The organism is Virgisporangium aurantiacum, from assembly GCF_016863635.1.
Taxonomy (GTDB): Bacteria; Actinomycetota; Actinomycetes; order Mycobacteriales; family Micromonosporaceae; genus Virgisporangium; species Virgisporangium aurantiacum.
Genome location: NZ_BOPG01000090.1, coordinates 16,330 through 38,165, shown reverse-complemented (window position 1 = coordinate 38,165; position 21,836 = coordinate 16,330). Strand labels below are relative to the sequence as shown.

Annotated in this window: 22 protein-coding genes; 19 read left to right on the top strand and 3 right to left on the bottom strand. The window is 71.5% G+C overall.

Annotated elements, in window-relative coordinates:
• Positions 1–9 precede the first annotated feature (9 nt).
• From Vau01_RS64890 to Vau01_RS53535, 13 genes are all read left to right on the top strand, one after another.
• Positions 10–630 (top strand): hypothetical protein, encoded by a 621-nt coding sequence (locus Vau01_RS64890; RefSeq protein ID WP_204009336.1) that lies wholly within the window; start codon positions 10–12, stop codon positions 628–630.
• Between the two features lie 41 nt (positions 631–671).
• A complete protein-coding gene (locus tag Vau01_RS53590; protein WP_204009334.1) occupies positions 672–1,109 on the top strand; it encodes a globin domain-containing protein in 438 nt (145 codons plus the stop codon).
• A 23-nt stretch (positions 1,110–1,132) separates the two neighbouring features.
• Positions 1,133–2,044 carry a TIGR01777 family oxidoreductase gene (locus tag Vau01_RS53585; RefSeq protein WP_204009333.1) on the top strand — a complete coding sequence of 304 codons (912 nt, stop codon included), beginning with the start codon at positions 1,133–1,135 and terminating at the stop codon, positions 2,042–2,044.
• 47 nt (positions 2,045–2,091) lie between these two features.
• Positions 2,092–2,661 (top strand): cardiolipin synthase ClsA, encoded by a 570-nt coding sequence (gene clsA, locus Vau01_RS53580; protein WP_204009331.1) that lies wholly within the window; start codon positions 2,092–2,094, stop codon positions 2,659–2,661.
• On the top strand, positions 2,658–3,566 hold the full coding sequence (locus Vau01_RS53575; RefSeq protein ID WP_204009330.1) for a DUF881 domain-containing protein: 909 nt from the start codon (positions 2,658–2,660) through the stop codon (positions 3,564–3,566). Before clsA ends, Vau01_RS53575 begins: the two co-directional genes overlap by 4 nt.
• Entirely contained in the window at positions 3,563–3,895 is a 333-nt protein-coding gene (locus Vau01_RS53570; protein ID WP_204009328.1) for a small basic family protein, read from the top strand. The genes Vau01_RS53575 and Vau01_RS53570 overlap by 4 nt, the downstream gene beginning before the upstream one ends.
• A gap of 65 nt (positions 3,896–3,960) precedes the next feature.
• Positions 3,961–4,722 (top strand): DUF881 domain-containing protein, encoded by a 762-nt coding sequence (locus tag Vau01_RS53565; RefSeq protein WP_204009327.1) that lies wholly within the window; start codon positions 3,961–3,963, stop codon positions 4,720–4,722.
• Positions 4,723–4,736: 14 nt separating this feature from the next.
• Positions 4,737–5,126 carry a glycine cleavage system protein GcvH gene (gene gcvH, locus Vau01_RS53560; RefSeq protein ID WP_204009325.1) on the top strand — a complete coding sequence of 130 codons (390 nt, stop codon included), beginning with the start codon at positions 4,737–4,739 and terminating at the stop codon, positions 5,124–5,126.
• Positions 5,127–5,332: 206 nt separating this feature from the next.
• Complete coding sequence (gene odhI / locus Vau01_RS53555) at positions 5,333–5,773, top strand: oxoglutarate dehydrogenase inhibitor Odhl (protein WP_203933126.1); 441 nt, start codon at positions 5,333–5,335, stop codon at positions 5,771–5,773.
• Between the two features lie 93 nt (positions 5,774–5,866).
• Positions 5,867–6,550, top strand: a complete 684-nt coding sequence (gene ftsR / locus Vau01_RS53550) for a transcriptional regulator FtsR (protein ID WP_204009424.1) — start codon at positions 5,867–5,869, stop codon at positions 6,548–6,550.
• A 91-nt stretch (positions 6,551–6,641) separates the two neighbouring features.
• Positions 6,642–7,106 (top strand): bifunctional nuclease family protein, encoded by a 465-nt coding sequence (locus tag Vau01_RS53545; protein WP_204009324.1) that lies wholly within the window; start codon positions 6,642–6,644, stop codon positions 7,104–7,106.
• A gap of 215 nt (positions 7,107–7,321) precedes the next feature.
• Positions 7,322–7,861, top strand: a complete 540-nt coding sequence (locus tag Vau01_RS53540; protein ID WP_204009322.1) for a MerR family transcriptional regulator — start codon at positions 7,322–7,324, stop codon at positions 7,859–7,861.
• Between the two features lie 65 nt (positions 7,862–7,926).
• Positions 7,927–8,730, top strand: a complete 804-nt coding sequence (locus tag Vau01_RS53535; protein ID WP_204009319.1) for an inositol monophosphatase family protein — start codon at positions 7,927–7,929, stop codon at positions 8,728–8,730.
• 3 nt (positions 8,731–8,733) lie between these two features.
• Here Vau01_RS53535 and Vau01_RS53530 read toward each other — a convergent pair whose 3' ends face one another.
• Both Vau01_RS53530 and Vau01_RS53525 read right to left on the bottom strand, forming a co-directional pair.
• Positions 8,734–11,274, bottom strand: coding sequence for an ABC transporter permease (locus Vau01_RS53530; RefSeq protein ID WP_204009317.1), 2,541 nt, complete (start codon positions 11,272–11,274; stop codon positions 8,734–8,736).
• Positions 11,275–11,279: 5 nt separating this feature from the next.
• On the bottom strand, positions 11,280–12,095 hold the full coding sequence (locus tag Vau01_RS53525; protein WP_239152729.1) for an ABC transporter ATP-binding protein: 816 nt from the start codon (positions 12,093–12,095) through the stop codon (positions 11,280–11,282).
• A 353-nt stretch (positions 12,096–12,448) separates the two neighbouring features.
• On the opposite strand from Vau01_RS53525, the gene Vau01_RS53520 reads away from it, so the two are divergent.
• Genes Vau01_RS53520 through Vau01_RS64885 form a run of 3 tightly spaced genes read left to right on the top strand, consistent with a single transcriptional unit; the run spans position 12,449 to position 14,387 of the window.
• On the top strand, positions 12,449–13,093 hold the full coding sequence (locus Vau01_RS53520; RefSeq protein ID WP_204009315.1) for an RNA polymerase sigma factor: 645 nt from the start codon (positions 12,449–12,451) through the stop codon (positions 13,091–13,093).
• Complete coding sequence (locus Vau01_RS53515; protein WP_204009314.1) at positions 13,090–14,166, top strand: hypothetical protein; 1,077 nt, start codon at positions 13,090–13,092, stop codon at positions 14,164–14,166. Before Vau01_RS53520 ends, Vau01_RS53515 begins: the two co-directional genes overlap by 4 nt.
• Positions 14,167–14,180: 14 nt before the next feature.
• Positions 14,181–14,387, top strand: a complete 207-nt coding sequence (locus Vau01_RS64885; RefSeq protein ID WP_204009312.1) for a DUF397 domain-containing protein — start codon at positions 14,181–14,183, stop codon at positions 14,385–14,387.
• 32 nt (positions 14,388–14,419) lie between these two features.
• On the opposite strand, the gene Vau01_RS53505 is transcribed toward Vau01_RS64885, so the two are convergent.
• Positions 14,420–15,190 (bottom strand): 5'-methylthioadenosine/S-adenosylhomocysteine nucleosidase, encoded by a 771-nt coding sequence (locus Vau01_RS53505; RefSeq protein WP_204009310.1) that lies wholly within the window; start codon positions 15,188–15,190, stop codon positions 14,420–14,422.
• A gap of 191 nt (positions 15,191–15,381) precedes the next feature.
• Between Vau01_RS53505 and Vau01_RS53500 the strand changes: the two genes are divergently transcribed.
• From Vau01_RS53500 to Vau01_RS53490, 3 genes are all read left to right on the top strand, one after another.
• Complete coding sequence (locus Vau01_RS53500; RefSeq protein WP_204009309.1) at positions 15,382–16,230, top strand: DUF5753 domain-containing protein; 849 nt, start codon at positions 15,382–15,384, stop codon at positions 16,228–16,230.
• A 118-nt stretch (positions 16,231–16,348) separates the two neighbouring features.
• On the top strand, positions 16,349–18,958 hold the full coding sequence (locus Vau01_RS53495) for an AfsR/SARP family transcriptional regulator (protein WP_204009308.1): 2,610 nt from the start codon (positions 16,349–16,351) through the stop codon (positions 18,956–18,958).
• A gap of 289 nt (positions 18,959–19,247) precedes the next feature.
• Positions 19,248–21,836: a DUF6002 family protein gene (locus tag Vau01_RS53490; RefSeq protein ID WP_204009307.1), complete on the top strand. Its 2,589-nt coding sequence runs from the start codon at positions 19,248–19,250 to the stop codon at positions 21,834–21,836.

Below are 21,836 nucleotides of genomic sequence, written 5' to 3'. Positions count from 1 at the left end.
CGTAACGATGTGTCGGACACGTCCGTAGTGATGCAACTGGTGCTGGCCCGCATCAGCCCGGCAGTGCTCGACGCGATCCGCTCGCGCCCCTCGATGCTCGCCGACATCCTCGGTGCGGCCGGCAACTTCGTCGCCGACTTCGACGACCTCGTGGCGACCGCCGACGCCAAGCCCACCCGCGCCTGGTTCGACACCGCGGTCAACGGCACCGAACCCCTCGGCTACGACGAGCTGACCGTCGGCCCGGCGTTCGCCCTCGACGTGCCCGACGTCCGGGCGGTGGCCGTGGGCCTGGTCGAGGAGGGCTGGGCCCCCGAACCGCCCGCCGACACCGACCCGCCCGACGCCGACGTCGACGCCACGGCCCGCTCGCTGGGCGCCGCCGCCGGCTGGGACCCGGACGAGTTCGCGTCGTACGCGCCCGTGCTGGCCGAGTCGTGGTCACCGGACTTCCTGAACCGTCTCGTGCACGCCGTCGGCGCGGCCGGCAACTGGTCCGACGAGACGATCGAACGCGTGCACACGGCCGTCGCCGTCCCGGCGATCCACCCGCCGGCACACAGCCTGGCCGGCTTCTTCGCGAAAGCCGCCCAGACCGGCCAGGCCGTGGTCGGCGGCCTCGTGCCCTGACCAGCGCCCGCTTCCGCCCCGCGCGTGGCATTCTCGTCGGCATGGGACGGCCGTCGGTTTTCGAGTTCGCCGGGGGTGCGGACGCCTTCCGGGCGCTCGCCGCCGCCCACCACGCCCGCTGCCTGGCCGACCCCGTCCTCGATCATCCCTTCTCGCGCGGCACCCATCCCGACCACGTCGAGCGGCTGGCCGCCTACTGGGGAGAGGTGTTCGGGGGGCCGGCCCGCTACCCCGGCGGGCACACGAGGATGCTCCGCGTCCACAGTGGAGCCGAACCCGGCGACGGGATGGGCGACCGGTTCGTCGAGTGTTTCGTCGCGGCCGCCGATGACGCCGGCCTGCCGACCGATCCGGAGTTCCGCGCCCTGCTCCGGACGTACATGGAGTCGGCTGTCGCCGAGGTGTTCGCACGAGCCGGCACCGCGGTTGGCGACGGCCTTCCGACACCTCGTTGGGGCTGGAGCGGTCCGCAGACCTGACCCGCGGGCTCTATCCTCGGCCGGTGACCGGGGGCGGGGCACAGCACCAACGAAAGGCACGGGTCGTGATCGCGGGAGCGAGCGGCCTCATCGGGCAGGCCCTGTGCGCGTCCTACCGGTACGGGGGGCACACCGTGTGCCGGCTCGTCCGCCGGGAAGCGGAGAAGCCGGACGAGCGGAGCTGGGACCCGGAACGGCCCGACCCGGAACTCGTCGACGGCTGCGACATTCTCGTCAACCTCGCCGGGTCGCCGCTCAACGGGCGCTGGACCGCCGCCCGCAAGAACGCCATCCGCGCGAGCCGGATCGGTACGGCCGCGGCCCTGGCGGGCATGGTCGCCGGGGCGACGAAGCCACCGCGGGTGTTCCTGAGCGCATCGGGCATCCGGTGGTACGGGATCGACCGCGGCGACGAGGAACTCACCGAAGCCAGTGAACCCGGCCCCTACGACGGCCTGCTGCCCACGGTCGCGCAGGACTGGGAGAAGGCCGCGGGCGACGGGGTCGTGCACCTGCGGCTCGGGCTGGTGCTGTCGAGGAAGGGCGGCCTGCTCGAACGGATGCTCCCGCTGTTCAAGCTGGGGCTCGGCGGCCGGTTCGGTACGGGGCGGGAGTACTGGAGCCACGTGTCGCTGGCCGACGCGGTCGGCGCGATCCGGTTCCTCGCGATGCTGCCGGGCGCGGCCGGCGCGTACAACGTCACCGCGCCCGAACCGGTGCGGAACCGCGACTTCGCCACGGCGCTCGGCCGGGCACTGCGCCGGCCGGCCGCCGTGTCCCTGCCGTACGCCGTGCTGCGGCCCGTCCTCGGTGAGGTGGCCGACGAGGTCTTCGGCGGGCTGAGGGTGGTCCCGCACCGGCTCACCGAGGCCGGGTTCGGGTTCCGCCACCCCGACGTCGACACCGCGATCCGCGCCGCGCTCACCGACGGGTAGAGTTCCGACCCGGAACGGTGAGGTGGGGCCAGGGGAGCGGGACGTACATGGAGGCAGCACGTGGTCGGGTGCTGACCGCGGCCAACGCCATCAGCTTCGCGCGCCTGCTCGGCGTCCCCCTGTTTCTGTTCCTGCTCTTTGTGGCCGACGCCCCCGGTTGGGCGGTGGCCGTGCTCGCCGTCGGCGGCACCACCGACTGGGTCGACGGGTGGGTCGCCCGCCGCTTCGGGCAGGTGAGCCGGCTCGGCGAGATCCTCGACCCGGCCGTCGACCGGCTCTACATCGCGGCCACGGTGGTGGCGTTCACGGTCGAGGGCGTGCTGCCGCTGGCGTTCACGCTGGCGCTGATCCTGCGCGAACTCGTCATGGGCGTCACCCTGCTGGTGCTGCGGCGCAACGGGTTTGGCCCGCCGCCGGTGCACTACCTCGGCAAGACGGCGACGTTCCTGCTGCTCGCCGCGTTCCCGGTGCTGCTGCTCGCGCACGCGAGCGAGGCCGCCAACCCGTACGCGCACCCGATCGGCTGGGGCCTGGCCTGGTGGGGGATCGCCATGTACTGGCTGGCGGCGGCCCTCTACGTGGGCCAGGCCGCCTCCGCCACCAGGCAGCCCGCATGAGCGAGCGCAGCGACGGCATGACGAGACCGCCGCACCGGGAGGCGAACGACCTCCTCACCGACCTCTTCCGCACGCCGCTCGACTCCGGCTACGCCGACGCCGCCCGGCGCCGGGAGGAGCACGGTCCCCGCCCGCCCTGGCAGCAGCGGGGCGGCAAGGCGGGCCGCGCGATCGCGCTGGCGCTGGTCGGCTTCCTGCTCGCCGTCGCCTACCAGCAGGTCGTCGCCGCCAAGCCGGACGCCAACCAGACCCAGGCCGACCTGGCCAAGGAGGTCGCCGACCGGCGGTCCGAGGCCGACCAACTGGCCCGCGACGCCGACGGCCTGCGCGACGAGGTGTCCCAGGCCCGCGAGAACGCCCTGGCCGAGGACCCGGAGCTGCTGCGCCTGAAGGACCTGGAGGCCCGCACCGGCCTCGGCCGCGTGAAGGGCGACGGCGTCGTCGTCACCGTCTCCGACGCGCCGGCCGCGGTCGATCCGGTCACCGGCAGCGTCGACCCGGAGAACCCGGGCCGCGTGATCGACCGTGACCTGCAGGATCTCGCCAACGCGCTGTGGGAGGCGGGCGCCGAGGCGATCGCGATCAACGGGCAGCGCCTCACCGCCATCACGACGATCCGGGCCGCCGGCGAGGCGATCCTGGTCGACTTCAAGCCGGTCACCCGGCCCTACCAGCTGTCGGCGATCGGGCCCGACGGCATCGACAAGCGGCTGGCCGACTCGGCCACCGGCAAGCGCTTCAAACGTTTCGCGGAGACCTACCGGATGCAGTTCGACATCGAGGCCAAGGACGGGCTCACGCTGCCAGCGGGCGCCGACCCCGGCCTCCAGTACGCCCGTCCACCCAGCGCGTCGCCCAGCGTTTCGCCCAGCGTTTCGCCCAGCGTCTCGGGGAGTCCCCGGTGATCGCCGTCCTCGGCCTGATCGCCGGCGTCGTCCTGGGCCTGGTGCTGCAGCCGACGGTGCCGGCCGTCCTGGAGCCGTACCTGCCGATCGCGGTGGTCGCCGCGCTCGACGCGGTGTTCGGCGGGGTCCGCGCGAAGCTCGACGGCATCTTCGACGACAAGCAATTCGTGATCTCGTTCGTGTCGAACGTCCTGGTCGCCGCGTTCATCGTGTTCCTGGGCGACCAGCTCGGCGTCGGCGGCCAGCTGTCGATCAGCGTCGTGGTGGTCCTGGGCGTCCGCATCTTCGGCAACGTCGCGGCCATCCGCCGCCACCTTTTCCGGGCGTAGCGGTGGAAAAAGACCAAGACAAAGATCTTGAGAATACGCACACCGAGCCGCCCGAGGAGGCGGAGGTGGGCGATCAGGTGGCGGCGGAAGAAACCCCGGTGGAGGAGACCACTCCGCCGGAGGAGCGGCGCCGCCGGCGCGCCTCCGGTGCGGGTGCCCTGATCGGGGTGCTGCTCGTGGTGCTCGGGTTCGCGATCGCCGCCCAGGTGCGCAGCACCAACGCCGACTCGGGTCTCGACAACGCGCGCCCCGAGGACCTGGTCCGGATCCTCTCCGACCTCGACGCCCGGCAGGAGCGCCTGCGCCGCGAGATCGCCGAGCTGGAGGACTCCAAGCGCCAGCTCGAGTCGGGCGCGCAGGGCAAGGAGGCGGCGCTGGCCGAGGCCCGGCGCCGGGCCGAGGTGCTCGGGATCCTCGCCGGCACGCTGCCCGCCGAGGGTCCCGGTGTCCAGGTCGTGTTCGCCCCGCGTGACCAGCGGATCCGTGCCGACAGCGTGCTCGACGCGGTCGAGGAACTGCGCGGCGCGGGCGCCGAGGCGATGCAGATCGCCGGCGGCGCGGGGGCTCCGGTGCGTATCGTCGCGGGCACCTACTTCGTCGACTCGGGGGAGGGGATCACCGTCGACGGGGTCCCGATGTCGGCCCCGTACACGATCGACGTGATCGGCGATCCCCAGACGATGCAGACGGCGTTGAACATCCCGGGTGGGGTGGTGGACGCCGTTCGCCAGCGCGGCGGTAACGTGACCATGCACCAGCCGGGGCTGATCAAGGTCACGGCGCTCCACGACGGTGACCCGTTGAAGTACGCCCGGCCAGTGAACTGAACGGTAGGTAAGCAGTGACTCCGGAAGATCTGCGCTACACCGCGGAGCACGAGTGGGTGTCCCCGGTGGCCGCCGGCGGCTCCGGCGGCGTGCGCATCGGTATCACCGACTTCGCGCAGGACTCGCTCGGCGACATCGTGTTCGTCCAGTTGCCCGAGCCCGGCACCGAGGTGCAGGCGGGTGACTCGCTGGGCGAGGTCGAGTCCACCAAGAGCGTCTCGGAGATCTACGCGCCGGTGTCCGGCCGGGTGGTGGCCCGCAACGAGGCGCTCGACGCCGATCCGGCCGTGGTCAACTCCGACCCGTACGGCGCCGGCTGGCTGGTGGAGATCGAACCGTCCGATCCGGAGGCCGTTGCCGGGTTGCTCGACGCCGCCGCGTACCAGGCGTTGACGGAAAACTAGGGCCGGCCGGCGCCGATCCGTGTGAATCACGGTCCGCGCGCCTGGTTGACCCTGAAAACCGGCCGTCGCTAGGGTTGCCGAGGCAACCGTGCGACCCGGTGTCGTATGTGACTGCTTTGCTCTGTGTAGTTCCTGCTCTGTGGTACGCACTGCTCTGCTCGATAGTTCGCTGCGGTTGCCCGACCTTTGACCCGTGAGGTGATCCGATGACGCGCCAGGACGACGAGTTTCCCCCGCTCGACGTCACGTCCACGCTGAACCTTGGCGCGCTGGACGACGGCGTCGACCAGGATCCGCCGGACACCACCGCGGGCCGGGTCTCCGGGTCGCTGCCGCCGGGTACGGCGCTGCTGGCCGTGCGGCGCGGGCCGAACGCCGGCGCCCGGTTCCTGCTCGACCACGACGTCACCACGAGCGGTCGCCATCCCGACAGCGACATCTTCCTCGACGACGTCACCGTGTCGCGCCGGCACGCCGAGTTCCACCGCGAGAGCGGCATCTTCACCGTGCGTGACGTCGGCAGCCTGAACGGCACGTACGTCAACCGTGAGCGGGTGGAGTCGGCCACGCTCAGTAACGGCGACGAGGTCCAGATCGGCAAGTTCCGGCTAGTGTTCATCGCGGGTCCGCGCCCCGACGACCGGTAAAGTTGCCTGGTGACGTCCGGATCGGGTAGCTCTTCCGCCGCCCGATCCGCGCGTGCCCGGTCCGATCGTGTGTGGAGTTCGCCCGAGACGCCGCTGAGCATCGGTGAGGTGCTGAACCAGCTGCGGGGCGACTTCCCCGACGTCAGCATCTCGAAGCTGCGGTTCCTCGAATCGGAGGGGCTGGTCGAGCCCAGCCGCACCCCGTCGGGTTACCGGAAGTACACCCGTGCCGACGTCGCCCGCCTCCGGTACGTGCTGGCCGCCCAGCGCGACCACTACCTGCCGCTGCGCGTCATCCGCGAACAGTTGGCCGCGATCGACCGGGGCGAGACGCTGGCGGGCACGCCCGTACTCGTGGCCGTGCCCCCCGCGTCCACCGAAAGCCCGGCGGCGGTGCCGGCCGCCGCTGACGAAAGGGTCGACCGCGCGGACCTTCTCGCCCGCACGGGCGTCTCCGAGGAGATCCTGGTCGACCTCGAGAAGCACGGCATCGTGGCACCGGAGGACGGTGGGCTGTACGCGCCCGACGCGGTCGAGGTGCTCACCGTGGCGGGTGCGCTCTCCGAGTACGGCGTGACCGCGCGGCACCTGCGGGCCTACCGGGTCGCCGCCGACCGCGAGGTGGGCCTGTTCACCCAGTTGATCGCGCCGCTGGCGCGCGGCACCGGGCCGGCGGCGCGGGACCGGGCGGCCGAGACGGTGCGTGAGCTTTCCGGGCTCACGGGGCGTCTGCACGCCGCGCTGGTGCGTGTCGGTCTCGGGCAGACGCTGCGGTAGTTGTGACTCTTGCGCCCCACGCGCCGCTGCACGGAGCCTGCCTGCTGCGTGTACCGTGCAGGGATAGGTCGGCGAACCGAAGGGCGCTGCGGTGCGTGAGCTGAACGTGGTTGGGGTGCGGGTCGAACTACCTAGCAACCAGCCGATCGTGCTGCTCAAGGAGGTCGACGGCGACCGCTACCTGCCGATCTGGATCGGTGCGGTGGAAGCAACGGCGATCGCGTACGAGCAGCAGGGGGTCAAGCCGGCCCGTCCGCTGACCCACGATCTCCTGCGCGACATCCTGCAGGCGCTGAAGCAGCCGCTGCGCGCCGTCGAGATCGTCGAGATGCGCGACAACATCTTCTACGCCGAGTTGATCATCGGGGAGGGCGTCCGCGTGTCCGCCCGCCCGAGCGACTCGATCGCGCTGGCCCTGCGGGTCGGCGCCCCCATCCGCTGCGCCGACCAGGTGCTCACCGAGGCCGCCATCGTCATCCCCGACGAGCAGGAGGACGAGGTCGAGAAGTTCCGGGAGTTCCTGGAGCAGGTGCGGCCGGAAGACTTCGCGGGTTAGCGTCGCTAGCTGGCGCAGCGCTAATCGGGCGTCCCCGGCAAACTGCCCCAAACGGGTGACAAACCCTTACGCAGCAAGGATTTCGGCGTGTCGGAACGGCGTGTCGAGTGCGTTACCTGGCGGGAATCTGTCGATACAGGCGGTAGGGTTTGGCAGTCTGTAACGGATGCCGGTCGCCGCGTGCTGGGGCCGGGCGAGAAACGGTGGTGGGTCACATGGATGGGTCGGCGGAGTTGGGGCCCGCTCACGCGGACGACACCGTCGGTTACCGCGGTGTGACCGCCTGCCACGCGGCCGGCATCAGCTACCGGCAACTCGACTACTGGGCGCGCACCGCACTCGTGGTCCCGAGCGTCCGCGACGCGTCGGGGTCGGGCACCCAGCGGCTCTACTCGTTCCGCGACATCGTGGTGCTGAAGGTGGTCAAGCGCCTGCTCGATGCCGGTGTGTCGTTGCAGAACATCCGCAAGGCGATCGACACCCTGCGCTCCCGCGGCGTCTCCGACCTGGCCGGCATCACCCTGATCTCCGACGGCACCACCGTGTACGAGTGCCGCTCGCCCGAGGAGGTCGTGGATCTGCTCCAGGGCGGCCAGGGCGTGTTCGGCATCGCGATCGGCGGCGCCTTCAAGGAGATCGAGGGCACCCTGTCCAGCCTGGCCGCCGAGCCCGGCGAACCGGCCGACGTCGAACCGGCGACCCCGCCGGCCACCGACGAGCTGGCCGCGAGACGCGCCCGCCGCCGCGCCGGCTGACGTCTGCGTGAACTCCTGGGTTCCCGGTGGTCGCCGGTCCCCGGTGTGAGCATGATCGTCATGTGTTGAGTTCAGACCTCTCCTTCGCCCTCGACTTCGCCGACCGGGCCGGCAGCACGGTCCGCGACCTCGTCGCGGGTGGCTTCGACGTCGACGTGAAAGCCGACGCGACCCCGATCACCACCGTCGACCGGGTGCTCAACGACCGGTTCGTCGCGGAGGTCAGGGACCGCTTTCCCGGCGACGCGGTGATCGGGGAGGAGGCCAGCCACGCCGCCGCGGGCGACCGGACCTGGGTGATCGACCCGATCGACGGCACCCGCCAGCTGATCCTCGGCATCCCGGTGTTCATGGTGTCGATCGCGCTGGTCGTCGACGGGCGTCCGGTGGTCGCGGTCGCGCACAACCCGTCCACCCGGGAGACGTACCGGGCGACGTTGCGTGGGGGCGCGTTCCGCGACGGAACGCGGCTGGCCGTGTCGGATCGCGACGGGACGGTGGACGCGCCGGCCACGGTGGGCGGCGCCGGCGCGGTTCCGGTGGCGGGCGGGCTGCACGGCGACGGGCTGGTGCGCATCACCACCGACGGCGACCTGGTGCCGTACCGGTACCCGTGGCCGTCGGTGTTCTCCGGCTGCAAGGTGGCCGAGGGCGCGTGGGACGCCGTCCTCGACGGGAGCCGGTCGCCGTGGGACGTTGCCGCGATCGCCCTGCTCGTCGCCGAGGCCGGGGGCACGGTCACCGACCGGGCGGGCGCCGACCAGCGCTACGACGGTCCGGTCAACGGGTGCCTGCTGTCGAACGGGCTGATCCACGACCACCTCACGACGGAGTGGGGGCGCCCGAACCGGACGCCCCCACCTGGATGACTGCTACTCGTACGCGATTGCCGTCAGGACGTTGGTGCGGGCAGCGCGGATGGCCGGTGCCACCGCCGCGATCACGCCGATCACGGCGCCGAGCGCCAGGTAGGTCCCCATCGCCGACCACGGCAGGGCGAACTCCTTGATCCCGTCGTCCGCCAGCGCCTTGACCACCGCGGCGCCGAGACCGGTGCCGACCGCGACGCCGAGCAGCGCGCCGAACACCGAGATCACCACGGCCTCGACAGTGACCATCCGCATCGTCTGTGCCCGGCCCAGGCCGATCGCCCGCAGCAGGCCCAGTTCCCGGGTGCGTTCCAGCACCGACAGGGCCAGCGTGTTGACGATGCCGAGCACCGCGATGAGCACCGCCAGCGCGAGCAGGATCTGCACCATGAGCAGCACCGTGTCGAACTGTGCCACCTGGCCGTCGACGAACTCCTCGGTGCTGGCGACGCTGACCTCCGGGCTGTCGACCAGCAGCGCGTCGACCTGCTTGCGCACGTCACCGATCGGGGTGCCGTCGGCGACGGTCAGGTAGGCCATCGACGGCTGCGGGATCCGCATGTCCGGGATCACCGACGGCGACAGGATGTAGCCGCGCATGACCTCGTTCTTGGCGTAGATGCCCACGATCGTCAGCGTGTGCGGGCCGCCGCGGGCGAACTGCGCCGGCACCGTCGACCCGACCGTCAGGCCCTGTTCCTTGGCGTTCTCCTCGTCGATCACGGCCTGTTCCGGGCCGAGCTTGCCGAGGCTGCCGGACGCCGGCTTCATGCCGACCATGTTGGCCATCGCGCCGAGGTCGGTGACCGCGACGACGCCCCGGTCGTCGCCGTTGACCTGCGCGGCGTCCCAGTACTCGGCCGACACCGAGGACACGCCGGGAAGCGCGTCGATCTTGTCGACCACGGCCGGGTCGAACGTCGGCGGCCGCTCGGACATCTGGTCGCCGGAGACGAACAGGTCGGCCTTGACCTGCTTCTCGGCGAAGCCGTGCAGGCTCTTGTCGGCCGACGCCAGGATCGTGTTGACGCCCGTGATCAGCGCGATGCCGACCATCAGCGCCGCCGCGGTGATCGCCGTGCGGCGCGGGTTGCGGCCGGAGTTGAGCCGGCCCAGCTTGCCCGGCACCGACCAGGAGAACAGCCGCCCGATGACGGCCACCACCGGCCGGGCCAGCATCGGGGTCAGCAGCGCCACCCCGATGAAGCTGATCAGCACGCCGCCGAGGATCAGCATCAACGTGCCGTTGTTCAGGCCGAGGCCGAGCAGCGTCCCGCCGATCGCGCCGACGACGGCGCCGACGATCGTGATCTTCGTGAGCGGACGGTCGGGGGTCGCCGCCTCCTGCATCGCCGCCACCGGGGCGATCCGCGACGCGCGCACCGCCGGCAGCAACGCCGCCACCAGCGTCACCAGCATGCCCACGACGAACGAGGCGATGATCGCCGCGGGCGGCACCCCGATGCTCTCGATGCGCAGCGAGTCGCTGCCCAGCGAGCTGAACAGCTTCGCAAGACCCGCGCCCGCGCCGATGCCGGCGGCGAGGCCGATGATCGACGCGAGCAGCCCGACCGCCAGCGCCTCCACCATCACCGAGGTGATCATCTGGCGGCGACTCGCGCCGATCGCCCGCATCAGCGCCAGTTCCCGGGTGCGCTGGGCGACGATGATCGAGAACGTGTTGAGGATCAGGAAGGTGCCGACGAACAGGGCCACGCCGGCGAAACCGAGCAGGATGTTGTTGAAGAAGCCGAGCCCTTCCTTGGACTCCTTGTTCGCGTCGGCGGTGAGCTGCTTGCCGGTCTTCACGTCGTAGTCGCCGCCCAGCGCGGCGCGGACGTTGTCGCGGACGGTCTCGTCGCTGCTGCCGGGCGCGACCTTGACGTCGATGCTGCTGAAGACGTTCGGCTTGCCGAGCATCAGCTCCGCCGCGACCGACTCGTGGAAGTAGATCTGCAGTTCGCCGCCCAGGCTGTCGCGGCCACCGGAGTACTCCGCGATGCCGACGATGGTGAACGTGCGCTTGGGCTGCAGCGTCAGCACCGACGCCTGCTGGCCGACCTTGTAGCCGGTCTCCTTCGCGAGCGTCCCGTTGATGACGATCTCATCGGCGTTCTGCGGTCCCCGGCCGTCGCGCAGCTTCGTCAGGCCGTCCTCGCCGGTCCAGTTGCTGCCCAGCCGGGGCGGTCCCCAGGTGGTGACGACCTTGCCGTTCGGGCCGATCATGCGTGCGCCGTCGGAGCCGACGTCGCCCCGCGCGGATGCCACGCCGCTGACGGCGGCGACCTTGGTGACGACGTCGGGCGCGATGCCGTCGCCGGCGCCGTCCTCGCCGTCGTAGGCCTCGCCGAGCTTCGACTTCTGGTTCACCTGCACATTGGTGTTGGAGTAGACGTCGGCGAACAGACTGTCGAACGACCGTTGCAGCGTGTCGGTGAGCACGAACGCGCCCGACACGAACATCACCCCCAGCACCACGGCCAGGCCGGAGAGGACCAGGCGCAGTTTTCTGGAGAGCAGGCTCTTGAGGGTTGCCCAGATCATGACCGTCAGCCCTCCGCGCCGGTCGCGTCCCGCGCGCCGACGATGTCGGCGGCGGAGGTGTCGAGGCGCTTCATCATGTCGAGGACGCCGTCGGCGGTCGGGGCGTGCAGCTCGCTGACCACCGCGCCGTCGGCCAGGAAGATCACGCGGTCGGCGTAGGAGGCCGCGACCGGGTCGTGGGTCACCATCACGATGGTCTGTCCGAACGACCGCACCGAGTCGCGGAGGAAGCCGAGCACCTCGGCGCCGGACCGCGAGTCCAGGTTGCCGGTGGGCTCGTCCGCGAAGATCACTTCGGGACGCGAGACCAGCGCCCGGGCGCACGCGACGCGCTGCTGCTGGCCGCCCGACAGCTGCGAGGGACGGTGCCGGAGCCGGTCCCGCAGCCCGACGGTCTCGATGACCGTGTCGAACCACGCCTGGTCCGGCTTGCGGCCGGCGATCGACAGCGGCAGCAGGATGTTCTCCTCCGCGCTGAGCGTCGGCAGCAGGTTGAACTGCTGGAAGATGAAGCCGACCTGCTGGCGGCGCAGCCTCGTGAGAGCCTTGTCCTTCAGCCCGGTCACCTTCGTGGCGCCGATGTAGACGTCGCCCCGGGTCACCGTGTCGAGCCCGGCGAGGCAGTGCATCAGCGTCGACTTGCCGGAACCCGACGGCCCCATGATCGCGGTGTACCGGCTCCGCTCCAGCTCGACGTTGACCCCCCGCAGCGCGACCACCTGCGCCTCGCCGCTCCCGTACACCTTCCACACGCCGTCGGCGCGGGCCGCTACCTGCGAGCCGTGCCCCGTGCTTGCCCGCGTGGGCACCGTGACCGTCACCGTGGTCCTCCAGCTGTCGTCTGTGTGTTTTCACAGTCGATCCTCGGCTGCGGACGGCCCGGTCTCGTCGGCTTGTGGGGTGACCCGATCACTGGTTTCCGGCCGGGGCGTACCCGTAGCCGTCCTCAGGGTCGAACCCTGAGGACGGCGTGTCGCGATGCGGCAGTCGGACTTTGTTGTAATGTTTCTCGCGGCGACAGGACCTCGGTGCCCACTCCCGACATTCCTGGTTGATGGAACTTCCCACGAAGCGGCCAGATCTCGGATGAGAAATGGCTGCTGTCGTCCATCGTGCCGGCACCCCGACATGTATCTGCGGCTTTCGCTGTGCGCGCTGAAGCAGAAGGACCCTGATGGGCGATAGGGAAAAGAAAGAGAAGGCGCTGCGCGATCTCGACGAGGCGTACGGTTCCGAGCTTCGTCAGGACATCCGCCGGTCGCCGGCATGTTGCGAAGATCCGGAGGAGCTGGTCAGGAACGTATTCAGGGACCATCACGCGCAACACACATGGACCGTTCACAACGAGGAATGCCGGCCCCGGTCGCCGGCCGCCGACGACGAACGCAAGGCGATCTACCACATCGCCCGTGGCCTGCTGATCGCGCGGTACCGGGAGTGGCGCGCCAGCTTCTCCGACCCGGCACAGGCCGTCGAGGAGCTGAAGGAGCGGGCGCTGGCCCGCGTGGAGCACAGGAATGACGACCTGGCGGCGGCCCTGGCGATCCTGCCCGACGAAGTGATCGAGGTCTACCTGCTCGGCCTGCCGAGCAAATTCTGTACGTGTGAGCCCGAACGCTGCATGCACCGGTTCACCAACGCGGAGATCGCCGATGCCACGGATCCGCCGGGCGACGGCGGGATCGGATCGCAGCCGACGAAGAACCCCCTGGAATCGCCGAGAAAGAACCTGGTGAGAACGATGCGGAGAAAAGCCAACGCGAAGCTGAAGAACAATGCGGGTCCGCCGAGTACCGGCCCGAGAGGTGACGCGCGATGAGAACCGACAACGACGTCGTCGACCTGAGTACCGACCGGGCGGCAGAACTCAGTGCCGAGGTCGAACTGGCCCGGCTGGGATTCGATGCCCATCGGCGCGGCCACGTGTGGTTCGAGCGGAAGCACTACGGGCCGGCGATCCGGTTCTTCCGGGTCGCCGAACTCTGCGAGGTTCCCGACGCCGAGCACGACATCGACGAGCTCGAACTGTCGAACTTCGAGCGGGTCGCCGAGTGCCGGTGGCGCCCGGTCGTCGAGGAACGCGCTCCGCGGAAGCCGCGTTACAGAGGCATCTTCCGCTTTCGCGGACAGTTGCTTGCCGCCGCGTCGGTGATCGCCGTCGCTCTCATGGGTGTCTCGCTGTGGCCGGGCAGCGGCAACGGCTCACCGTCGGCGGCGACGAAGCTGGAACAGGCGCCGGTGGCGAGCCCGACGACGCTTGAACTGTCGCCGGTCCAACAGGTGCAGGGGCAACCGGTCTCGCCTGCGCCGACCGCACCGATCGGTCGCGGCCAGGCGACCACCCCGACCGCTCCCGACCGCACGGCGTCGTCGCCGTCGTCGAGCCCGAGCGCCCCGGCCGCACCACCCACCGGCGCCACGGATCCGCTCGGATCACACGGCCCCCGTTACCTGGGGCTGCCGCCGTCGCCGACCGACGAGTGGCGCCGCCTGGAGTTCATGGCGCCGGAGGGAACGGAGTTCACGGCCCGCCTCGTGTCCATGGGCAACGCGTCGTGCACGTGGCGGTTCGCCGGGCGGGCCTCGCGCGACGCACCGACCACCGGATCGACGACTGGCGAGGTCGTGGTCGCCCCCCGGGATCACAAGGACCTGAACGTCGCGATCAACGGATGGCCGGTGTTCGTCGTGGAGGCGACGGGGGCCGAGCCTGCCGCCTGCCTCCTGGTGGACCACGACTTCGTGCAGACGATCGAGAACGGCGGTGACGGATCGGGCTCCGGCGACAGGCTGAGCATCCCGGGCCTCACCGACACCGACGACCCCCGTGGCCGGTCGGGACCTCCGTCCGAGCCTCCATCTGCGGGCCCGCCGGGCCTTCCGAACAAGTGAGAGAGGGCATTCCGATGGTCATTGAGTCATCTGTTTCGCCTCGACCATGGATACAAAGCAGTAAATGTACGAACGGCGCCGATCTGTGTCTGCAGATGGCCGCCGAGCCCGACCGCGTTTCCGTGCGCGGGACGACCACGCCGCACGTGGAGCTCGACCTGACGTACGACCAGTGGCGGACCTTCGTGGCGGGAGTCGTGGCCGGCGAGTTCGACCGGTGAGCCCGGGCCGGCGGGTGACGGATCGCGGTTCGTCACCCGCCGCTTCGGGTCAGGGTCTGCGAGAGGAACGCCGCCGCCAGTGACACGGCGAAGGCCGCGGCATTCCGGGCGGCGACCGCCGGCCAGCCCGCGTCTTCGGTGACGGCCTTGGCGCCGTCGGCCAGGTCGCTGATGCCCCTGATGCTCAGTACCGGAAGGGAACTGTTCAGGTACCCGGCGCAGGCGACGCCGACGCTCTCCATGTCGACGGCGACCGCGTCGCTGTAGTTGAAGCGCAGGTGCTCGGCGACCGAACCGAGGCGCGTGTTGACGACGACCTCGCCGCCGGCGATCGGCTTGAAGTGCACGGCCGGCGGTACCACCTCGTCGATCAGTTTCTCCCAGGTTCCCGATCGGTAGACGTGGCCGGCCAGTTGTTCGAGCATGTGCGGCGCCTGCCAGACCTGCGGGCGGGGCAGGAACTCACGGCCCTCGACCTTGCCGCCGTGGAACGCGTAGACCTTGCTGCTCACCACGATGTCACCGAGCCGGACCTCGCGTTTCAGCGCGCCGGCGATCCCCACGAACAGCAGGGCCTTGGGCCGGAACATGACGATCGCCCGTTCTGCGATCAGTGCGGCCGTCGTGTTGCCCGGCCCGGTGCGCGTGAGCGCCACCGTGTTGTGCGTTCCCGGGATCCGGCCGGTCTCGAAGAGCGTTCCCTCAGGATGGCGGTGCGCCCGTTCGACCGCGACGAACCGCTCCACCGCCTGGTACTCGACATCGAGCGCGGTAAGCATCACCACGTCGGCCCGCGGTCTCAACCGATCAACTCGTGGACGGATCGACGATCGCAGCATGGTGTCCCCCCAGGGCGTGGCCGGATTGATCGTTGTCTCCTCCGGCTGTTGTCACTAGTGTGGCAAGAGCAGTTTCGCAATTGCAATATGGGCGTGCAGCTTGGCATTTGCGCACCTACGACGAGCGGCCCTCAGGCCAGGTGGGAGCGGGCACGGTGACACGTGGCAGTCCGACCGCTCAGCGGCGTCGGCTCGGTCGGCTCCTGAGATCACTGCGCGAACAGGCCGGCCTGAACGGCGAAGACGCGGGGGCGGCCGTCGAACGCTCGGCGTCATGGCTGAGCCGGATCGAGTCCGGGCAGGCGGCGCTGCGGCTGCGCGAGCTCAGAGACCTGCTCGGCGTCTACGGGGTGACCGACCCCGCCCGCATCGCGTCGTTCGAGCAGTTGGCGAACGCGGGGCGCCAACGCGGCTGGTGGAGCGACTACAGCGACGTGTCGAGCACGTTCGCCCGCTACGTCGGCCTGGAGACCGACGCGGCCGCGATCTCCACGTTCGAGGACCGGGTGATCCCGGGGCTGCTGCAGAGTCCGGGATACATGCGGGCACTGTTCAACCTGGCGGTGCCCGCCCCATCGCCGGAGGTCATCGAGGCCAGGATCCAGGTACGCGCCCGGCGCCAGCAGATCCTCCGCGAGGCCGACCGCCCCCGGTTCTCCCTCGTCCTCGACGAGGCCGTCCTCCGGCGCCGCATCGGTGGCGCGGAGGTCGCCCGGGAGCAGCTCGCCCACCTGCTCGACGCCATCGATCGACAGCACGTCGACCTGCAGATCCTCACGTTCGCGGGCGGCGCGGTGATGCCCCTGCACGCGTTCACCCTCCTGCAGTTCAGCGAGGACCCGGCGGTCGTCTATATCGACACGCTCACCGGCGGCGTCTGGGAGGAGGGCGACACGCGGACCGGCACCTACGCGGAGATTTTCGCCTACCTGCTGACGATCGCCCTCGACCGGCCGGCGTCCCGGCACCTCATCCAGGTCGCGAAGGACGCTCTCGACTCGTGACGGCGGGATCCGGTTACATCGACGGTGGTTGCGGTTCTTCAGCGGTTCGACGGCATGTCGGGCGCGAAATCCGGCACGTGGCGGCAGCGGGCATACCGGTGGTCCTAGGTTCGGTGGTGTGGAGTTTCGGGTCCTCGGTCCGCTGGAGGTCTGGAGCTCGGACGGTCGGGTGGCGATCGGCGGGCGACAACCGGCGAAGGTGCTCGCCGCGCTCCTGCTCGACGCCGGGCGCCTGGTCACCGTCGACTCGTTGATCGGTGCGGCGTGGGACGGTGCGGCGCCGGCGACGGCGAAGCACCAGGTGCACAAGGTGGTGGCCGACCTGCGGCGGCGGTTGCCGGGGGCGATCGAGACCGACGGCGCCGGCTACCGCGTCCATCCCGCCGAGTTCGACGCCGACCGGTTCGCCGCGCTCGCCGCGGCCGGCACCACCGACGATCTCGCGGCGGCGCTCGCGCTCTGGCGCGGCCCGGCGCTCGCCGACGTCGACAGCCGCGTGGTGCGGGCGGGGGCCGCGGTGCTCGACGAGCACCGGTTCACGGCCGTCGAGCGGCTCGCCGACCTGCGGCTCGCGGCGGGGGACGCGGGCGCCGCGGTGGCCGGGCTCACCGCGGCGGTGCGGGAGAATCCGCTGCGGGAGACGCTCAGCGTCCGGCTGATGATCGCGCTGGATCGGAGCGGACGCCGGGCGGACGCGCTGACGCTGTTCGCGCGCGCCCGTACCCTGCTGGCCGACGAACTCGGCGTCGACCCCGGCCCGGAACTCGCCGAGGCCCACCGGAGGCTGCTCCTAGCGGAGAACCGGCCGCCTGCCGCGCGTCATCAGATATCCACGCCGCAGCGCCGCGCGGCCGCGACCACGTTGCCCCACGATGTGCCCGACTTCCGCGGCCGGGCCGCGGACCTCGACCGCCTCCGTGCCGCGCCCGGCGCCGTCGTCATCACCGCGATCGACGGGATGGCCGGGGTCGGGAAGACCGCGCTCGCCGTGCACGCCGCGCACCGGTTGGCCGGCGACTATCCGGACGGTCAGCTGTTCTGCGACCTGCACGCGCACACGCCGGGCGGGCGTCCGCTCGAACCGGAGACGGCGCTGGAACTGTTGCTGCGCATGGTCGGCGTGCGGCCCGACGACATCCCGGACGGCCTCGCCGCCCGCACCGCCCGGTGGCGCGCCGAACTCGCCGGCCGGCGGGTGCTCGTGGTGCTCGACAACGCGGCCAGCGCGCGGCAGGTGCGGCCGTTGCTGCCCGGCACGCCGGGCTGCCGGGCCATCGTGACCAGCCGGCGGCGGCTCGGCGTGGTCGACGGCGCCACCGTGCTGTCGCTCGACGTCCTCCCGCCGACCGACGCGCTGACGCTGTTCGCGACGATCGTCGGCCGCGACCGGGTGCACGCCGATCCGCTGGCGGCCCGCCGCGTGGTCGACCGGTGCGGGTACCTGCCGCTGGCGATCCGGGTCGCCGGTGCCCGGCTGGTCCACCGTCCGATGTGGACGGTCGCGGACCTGTCGCGGCGGCTGGAGCGCGAACGGCTGGGGGAGCTGAGCGTCGACGACCGTGGGGTGGGGCCGGCGTTCGCGCTGTCGGCCGCGTGCCTCGACGCGCCGCGGCACCGGCTGTTCCGGTTACTGGGGCACCATCCCGGCGCGGACTTCGACGTCGCGTCGGCCGCCGCGCTCGCCGGCCTGCCGCCGTCGCGCGCGGAGCCGCTGCTGGAGTCGCTGGTGGACCTGCACATGCTGACGCAGCCGGCGGCCGGCCGGTACTCGTTCCATGATCTGCTCCGCGAGTACGCCCGCACGCTCGCTTCCGGCGCCTCCGGCGAGGTCGCTCGTGCCCGGGACCGGTTGCACGACTACTACCTGGCGGCGGCTACGGCCGCCACCGCGTCGATCGCGGCCGTGGACGGTGACCTCGACGCGGCGCTCGGCTGGCTCGACGCGGAACGGCCGGCGCTGGTGGCGCTCGCCGGCACGGTGCCGGACTGGCGGCTGGCCCAGGTGCTACGCGTGTACTTCGAGCACCGCGGCCACTTCGCCGACTGGCTCCGGACGCACGAGCACGCGCTGCGGTACGCCGATCCGGCCGGTGCGGTGCTGCTGCGGCTCGGGCTCGGCACCCGGGACATGTGGATGGGCCGGTTCACCGAGGGGATGGACCAGTTCCGCACCGTCCTCGCGACGGCCTCCGACCCGGGCGCGCGGGCGGCGGCCCTCACCAGCCTCGGCATGCTCGCCCATCTCGCCCACCGCGACGCGGAGGCGGCCGGATACCTGCGGCGCGCGCTGACCATCGACCACGACCTCTCCCGGGTCACGGCGCTGTGCCTGAACAACCTCGGCCTCACCGAGGGCCGGCTCGGCCGGTCCTCGTCGGCGCTGGAGTACCACGAGCGCGCGCTGGCCATGGCCCGGGGCGCCGGCAGCACCGCCGCCGAACGCGGGATCCTGCTCGGCATCGGCGAGACGTCGCTGCGGATCGGCGCGCCGGCCGAGGCGCCGTTCCGGCTCGCGCGCGACCTCGCCCGGGCCGGCCGGTTCCGGATGCAGGAGGCGCTGGCGCTCGACGGCATCGCGCACGCGACGGGGGACCGGTCGGCGTGGCGCGCGGCGCTGACGATCTTCGCCGAGCTCGGGGCGCCGCAGGCGGCGCTGGTGCGCTCGCATCTCGACGACCCCGGGACGCCGCACTGCGACCTGTGCCGGTCGGGGCGAGCCGGGGCGTGATCGTCCGGAAACGTGATGTTCACAGAAGAAATTCATTGAAATCCATTTGTGTCGATCGGTGTGGTGGTCGGCTTCACGGCCCTGTCGGTGCACCCGCGCAGGTGGGGACGGATCGTTGTGGCCGCAGCCAAATTGACCGCCGGTGCCGATGATGTCGCACGGGGAGGACATTGATCTTCGCCGCTCTTCTGTGCGGCGGGTGGCTCCGTTAACATCGGCCCGAGCCTATGTCGGGCGCGTCGGTGCAGACGTGGTCGACTTCCGCGGGGGAGGTGGCTTCTGTGGTGCGTTGTTCAACCGCACTCTCGAGAACACTGTCGACAACACCGAACGCGCCGGGCGACCCGCGTCGTTGACCGTGCCGACGCTCGTCCTCGCCGGTAGCGGCTCGCTCGCGCGATCCGTCTGCCGCAGTCTCGCCGTTGTCGTGCGGCGGCCGACGGATGTCGCCGTGGTCGCCCGGTCCGCGGGTGCCGTGCGCGACATCTGTTTCGTGGCGCAGGCCCGCGCCGCGCTGTCCGGCGCGCCCGTCCGGTTCACGCCCGTCGTGGTCGATCTCGCCGACCCGGCGGCGCTCACCGGTGCGCTCACCGACCTCCGGCCCGACGGTGCGCTGCTGTGCGCGTCCACCCAGTCGCCGTGGGAGCGGTGGGGCGCGCCGTCCGCCTGGACGAGCCTGCTCGACCGCGCGGGCTTCGGGGTGACCCTGCCGCTGCACGCCGACCTGGCGATCGCCGTCGGCCGTGCGCTGCACCGGGCGCGGCCGGACGCCTGGTTTCTCAACGCCTGCTTCCCCGACGCCGTGAACCCCGTGCTCGCCGCGCTCGGCGTGCCGGTCCTTGCCGGCATCGGCAACGTCGCCATCCTCGCCGCCTCGCTGCAGACCGCGCTGCGGCTGCGCCGCCCCGACGAGCTGCACGTGCTCGGCCACCACCTGCACCTGCACGCGCCGGCCCGGCCGGCGGACGAGGCGCTCGCCTGGCGCGACGGCGCACCGGTGGCCGGCGTCGGCACGCTGCTCGCCGCGCAGCGCGCGGTCGCCCGGCCGGAGCTCAACGAGGTGACCGGCCACGCGGCCGCCCTGCTGCTGCGCGGCCTGCTCGACGGCGACGAGGTGCTGACCAACCTTCCCGGCCCGGCCGGCCGGCCCGGTGGCTACCCGGTGCGGATCGGCCGGCTCGGTGTCGCCCTGCGGCTGCCGCCGGGCCTGACCGAGGCACGGGCGGTGGAGCTCAACCAACGCTGGTCGGCGGCCGACGGCGTGGTCGTCGACGGCGACCGGGTGACGTTCGGCGACCCGGCCGCCGCCGCCCTGCGTCCGCACCTGCCCGACGTGGCCGACGGATTCGCGGTCGGCGGCGTGCTGCGGGTCGCGGCCCAACTGACCGAAGTGCGCGAACGACTCCGCAAAGCGGCGCCCGAACCGGCGCGCCGCGGCATCGGGCCTGCCACCCGCACGGGCCCAGCGAGAAAGGGAGAACCCGTCATGTCGAGCTTCGCCGCGGCGTCGACCACGCCACCGGCAACCGATCCCGCCACCGCGAACCTGCTCCTCGACTTCTACGACGAACTGCCGCGCGCGATCGCCGCCTGTGTCGACGACCCGACCCCGAACCGCGACCCGAAGGCCTTCTCGCCCGGCTTCATGCTGCCCGAGCCGGGCGACGACGTGCGCGAGTACCTCGACGTCGCGACGGCCTCGTGGCGACCGACCACCGTCTACAGTGGACACCAACTCACCCTGCTCGACCTCACGAACAACCCGGGAACCCGTACCACCAAGACGTTTCCGTCATTGCTGATCGTCGCGCGGGCCGTGGAGTACATCCGCCGCACCGGCGAGTCGATCATGATCTTCTCGCCGACGTCGGCGAACAAGGGCACCGGGCTGCGCGACGCCGTGCTGCGCGCGGTCACCGCCGGGCTGGTGCGCCCCGACCAGTTGCGCATCGTGACGCTGGCGCCCGCGTCGTGCCGCGGCAAGCTGCGACAGAGCCGGCTCGCCGAGGACCCGCAGTTGCGCGCGCTGAACCCGTTGCTGCTCTACACCGGTGACGAACCGGAGGCGGTCAAGCCGCTCGGCCGGGAGTTCGTCGACACGTACGCCGACAAGCTCGCCGGCGTGAACGTCTGGTACTCCCTCGAACTGCGCAACTACCTCGTCGCCGACACCGCGCGGGCGTTCTTCGAGCAGCGCGTCGACCCGACCGACGCCGCGCCGCGCCCGCGCTGGCACGCCCACGCGGTCTCCAGCGCGTTCGGGTTGCTCGGCTACCACACGGGCCGGAAGATCCTGGAGGAGACCGGGCGCGCCGACCCGGACACCCGGCCCGGCAGCCTGCTGGTGCAGCACCTCGGCACGCCCGACATGGTGCTCAACCTGTGCCACGGCGACTTCGACCGCGCGAACGTGCCGTCGTACCGCGTCGACGAGGACTCCCTGTTGTTCCGGCGCGACGGCGACGACCCGCACTTCCCGGCGGTCACGTACACGCCCGACGAGGTGCTCGACCCGACGTTCTACACGCACCGGCCGGTGACGTCGACGGCCATGAACGAGATCATCGCCCGGCACGGCGGCGACGGGATCGTCGTCTCGCTCGCCGAGTGCATCACCCGGTACCCGGTGCTGCGCTCGTGGCTCGCCGGCTCCGCGCGTCCGCTCCCGGCCGACTTCCGCGACCTGCGCGAGTGGTCGACGGTGATGGCGTTCACCGGTGTGCTCAACGCGATCGACCGCGGGCTGGTCCCCGACGGCCACGACGTCGTGGTGCACGGGTCCGGCTCGTACACCACGGCCGACTTCGATCCGCTCGACGCCGCGGCGATCACGCCCGTGCGCACCGTCAGAGACATCGCGGACGCCTTGCTGAGCTGA

Excerpts from the sequence above, each read along its gene's own strand:
- Vau01_RS53590 (WP_204009334.1), top strand. The coding sequence starts at position 672 with ATGGGACGGCCGTCGGTTTTCGAGTTCGCCGGGGGTGCGGACGCCTTC.
- clsA (WP_204009331.1), top strand. The coding sequence starts at position 2,092 with ATGGAGGCAGCACGTGGTCGGGTGCTGACCGCGGCCAACGCCATCAGC.
- Vau01_RS53575 (WP_204009330.1), top strand. The coding sequence starts at position 2,658 with ATGAGCGAGCGCAGCGACGGCATGACGAGACCGCCGCACCGGGAGGCG.
- odhI (WP_203933126.1), top strand. The coding sequence starts at position 5,333 with ATGACGCGCCAGGACGACGAGTTTCCCCCGCTCGACGTCACGTCCACG.
- Vau01_RS53540 (WP_204009322.1), top strand. The coding sequence starts at position 7,322 with ATGGATGGGTCGGCGGAGTTGGGGCCCGCTCACGCGGACGACACCGTC.
- Vau01_RS53530 (WP_204009317.1), bottom strand. The coding sequence starts at position 11,274 with ATGATCTGGGCAACCCTCAAGAGCCTGCTCTCCAGAAAACTGCGCCTG.
- Vau01_RS53520 (WP_204009315.1), top strand. The coding sequence starts at position 12,449 with ATGGGCGATAGGGAAAAGAAAGAGAAGGCGCTGCGCGATCTCGACGAG.
- Vau01_RS53515 (WP_204009314.1), top strand. The coding sequence starts at position 13,090 with ATGAGAACCGACAACGACGTCGTCGACCTGAGTACCGACCGGGCGGCA.
- Vau01_RS64885 (WP_204009312.1), top strand. The coding sequence starts at position 14,181 with ATGGTCATTGAGTCATCTGTTTCGCCTCGACCATGGATACAAAGCAGT.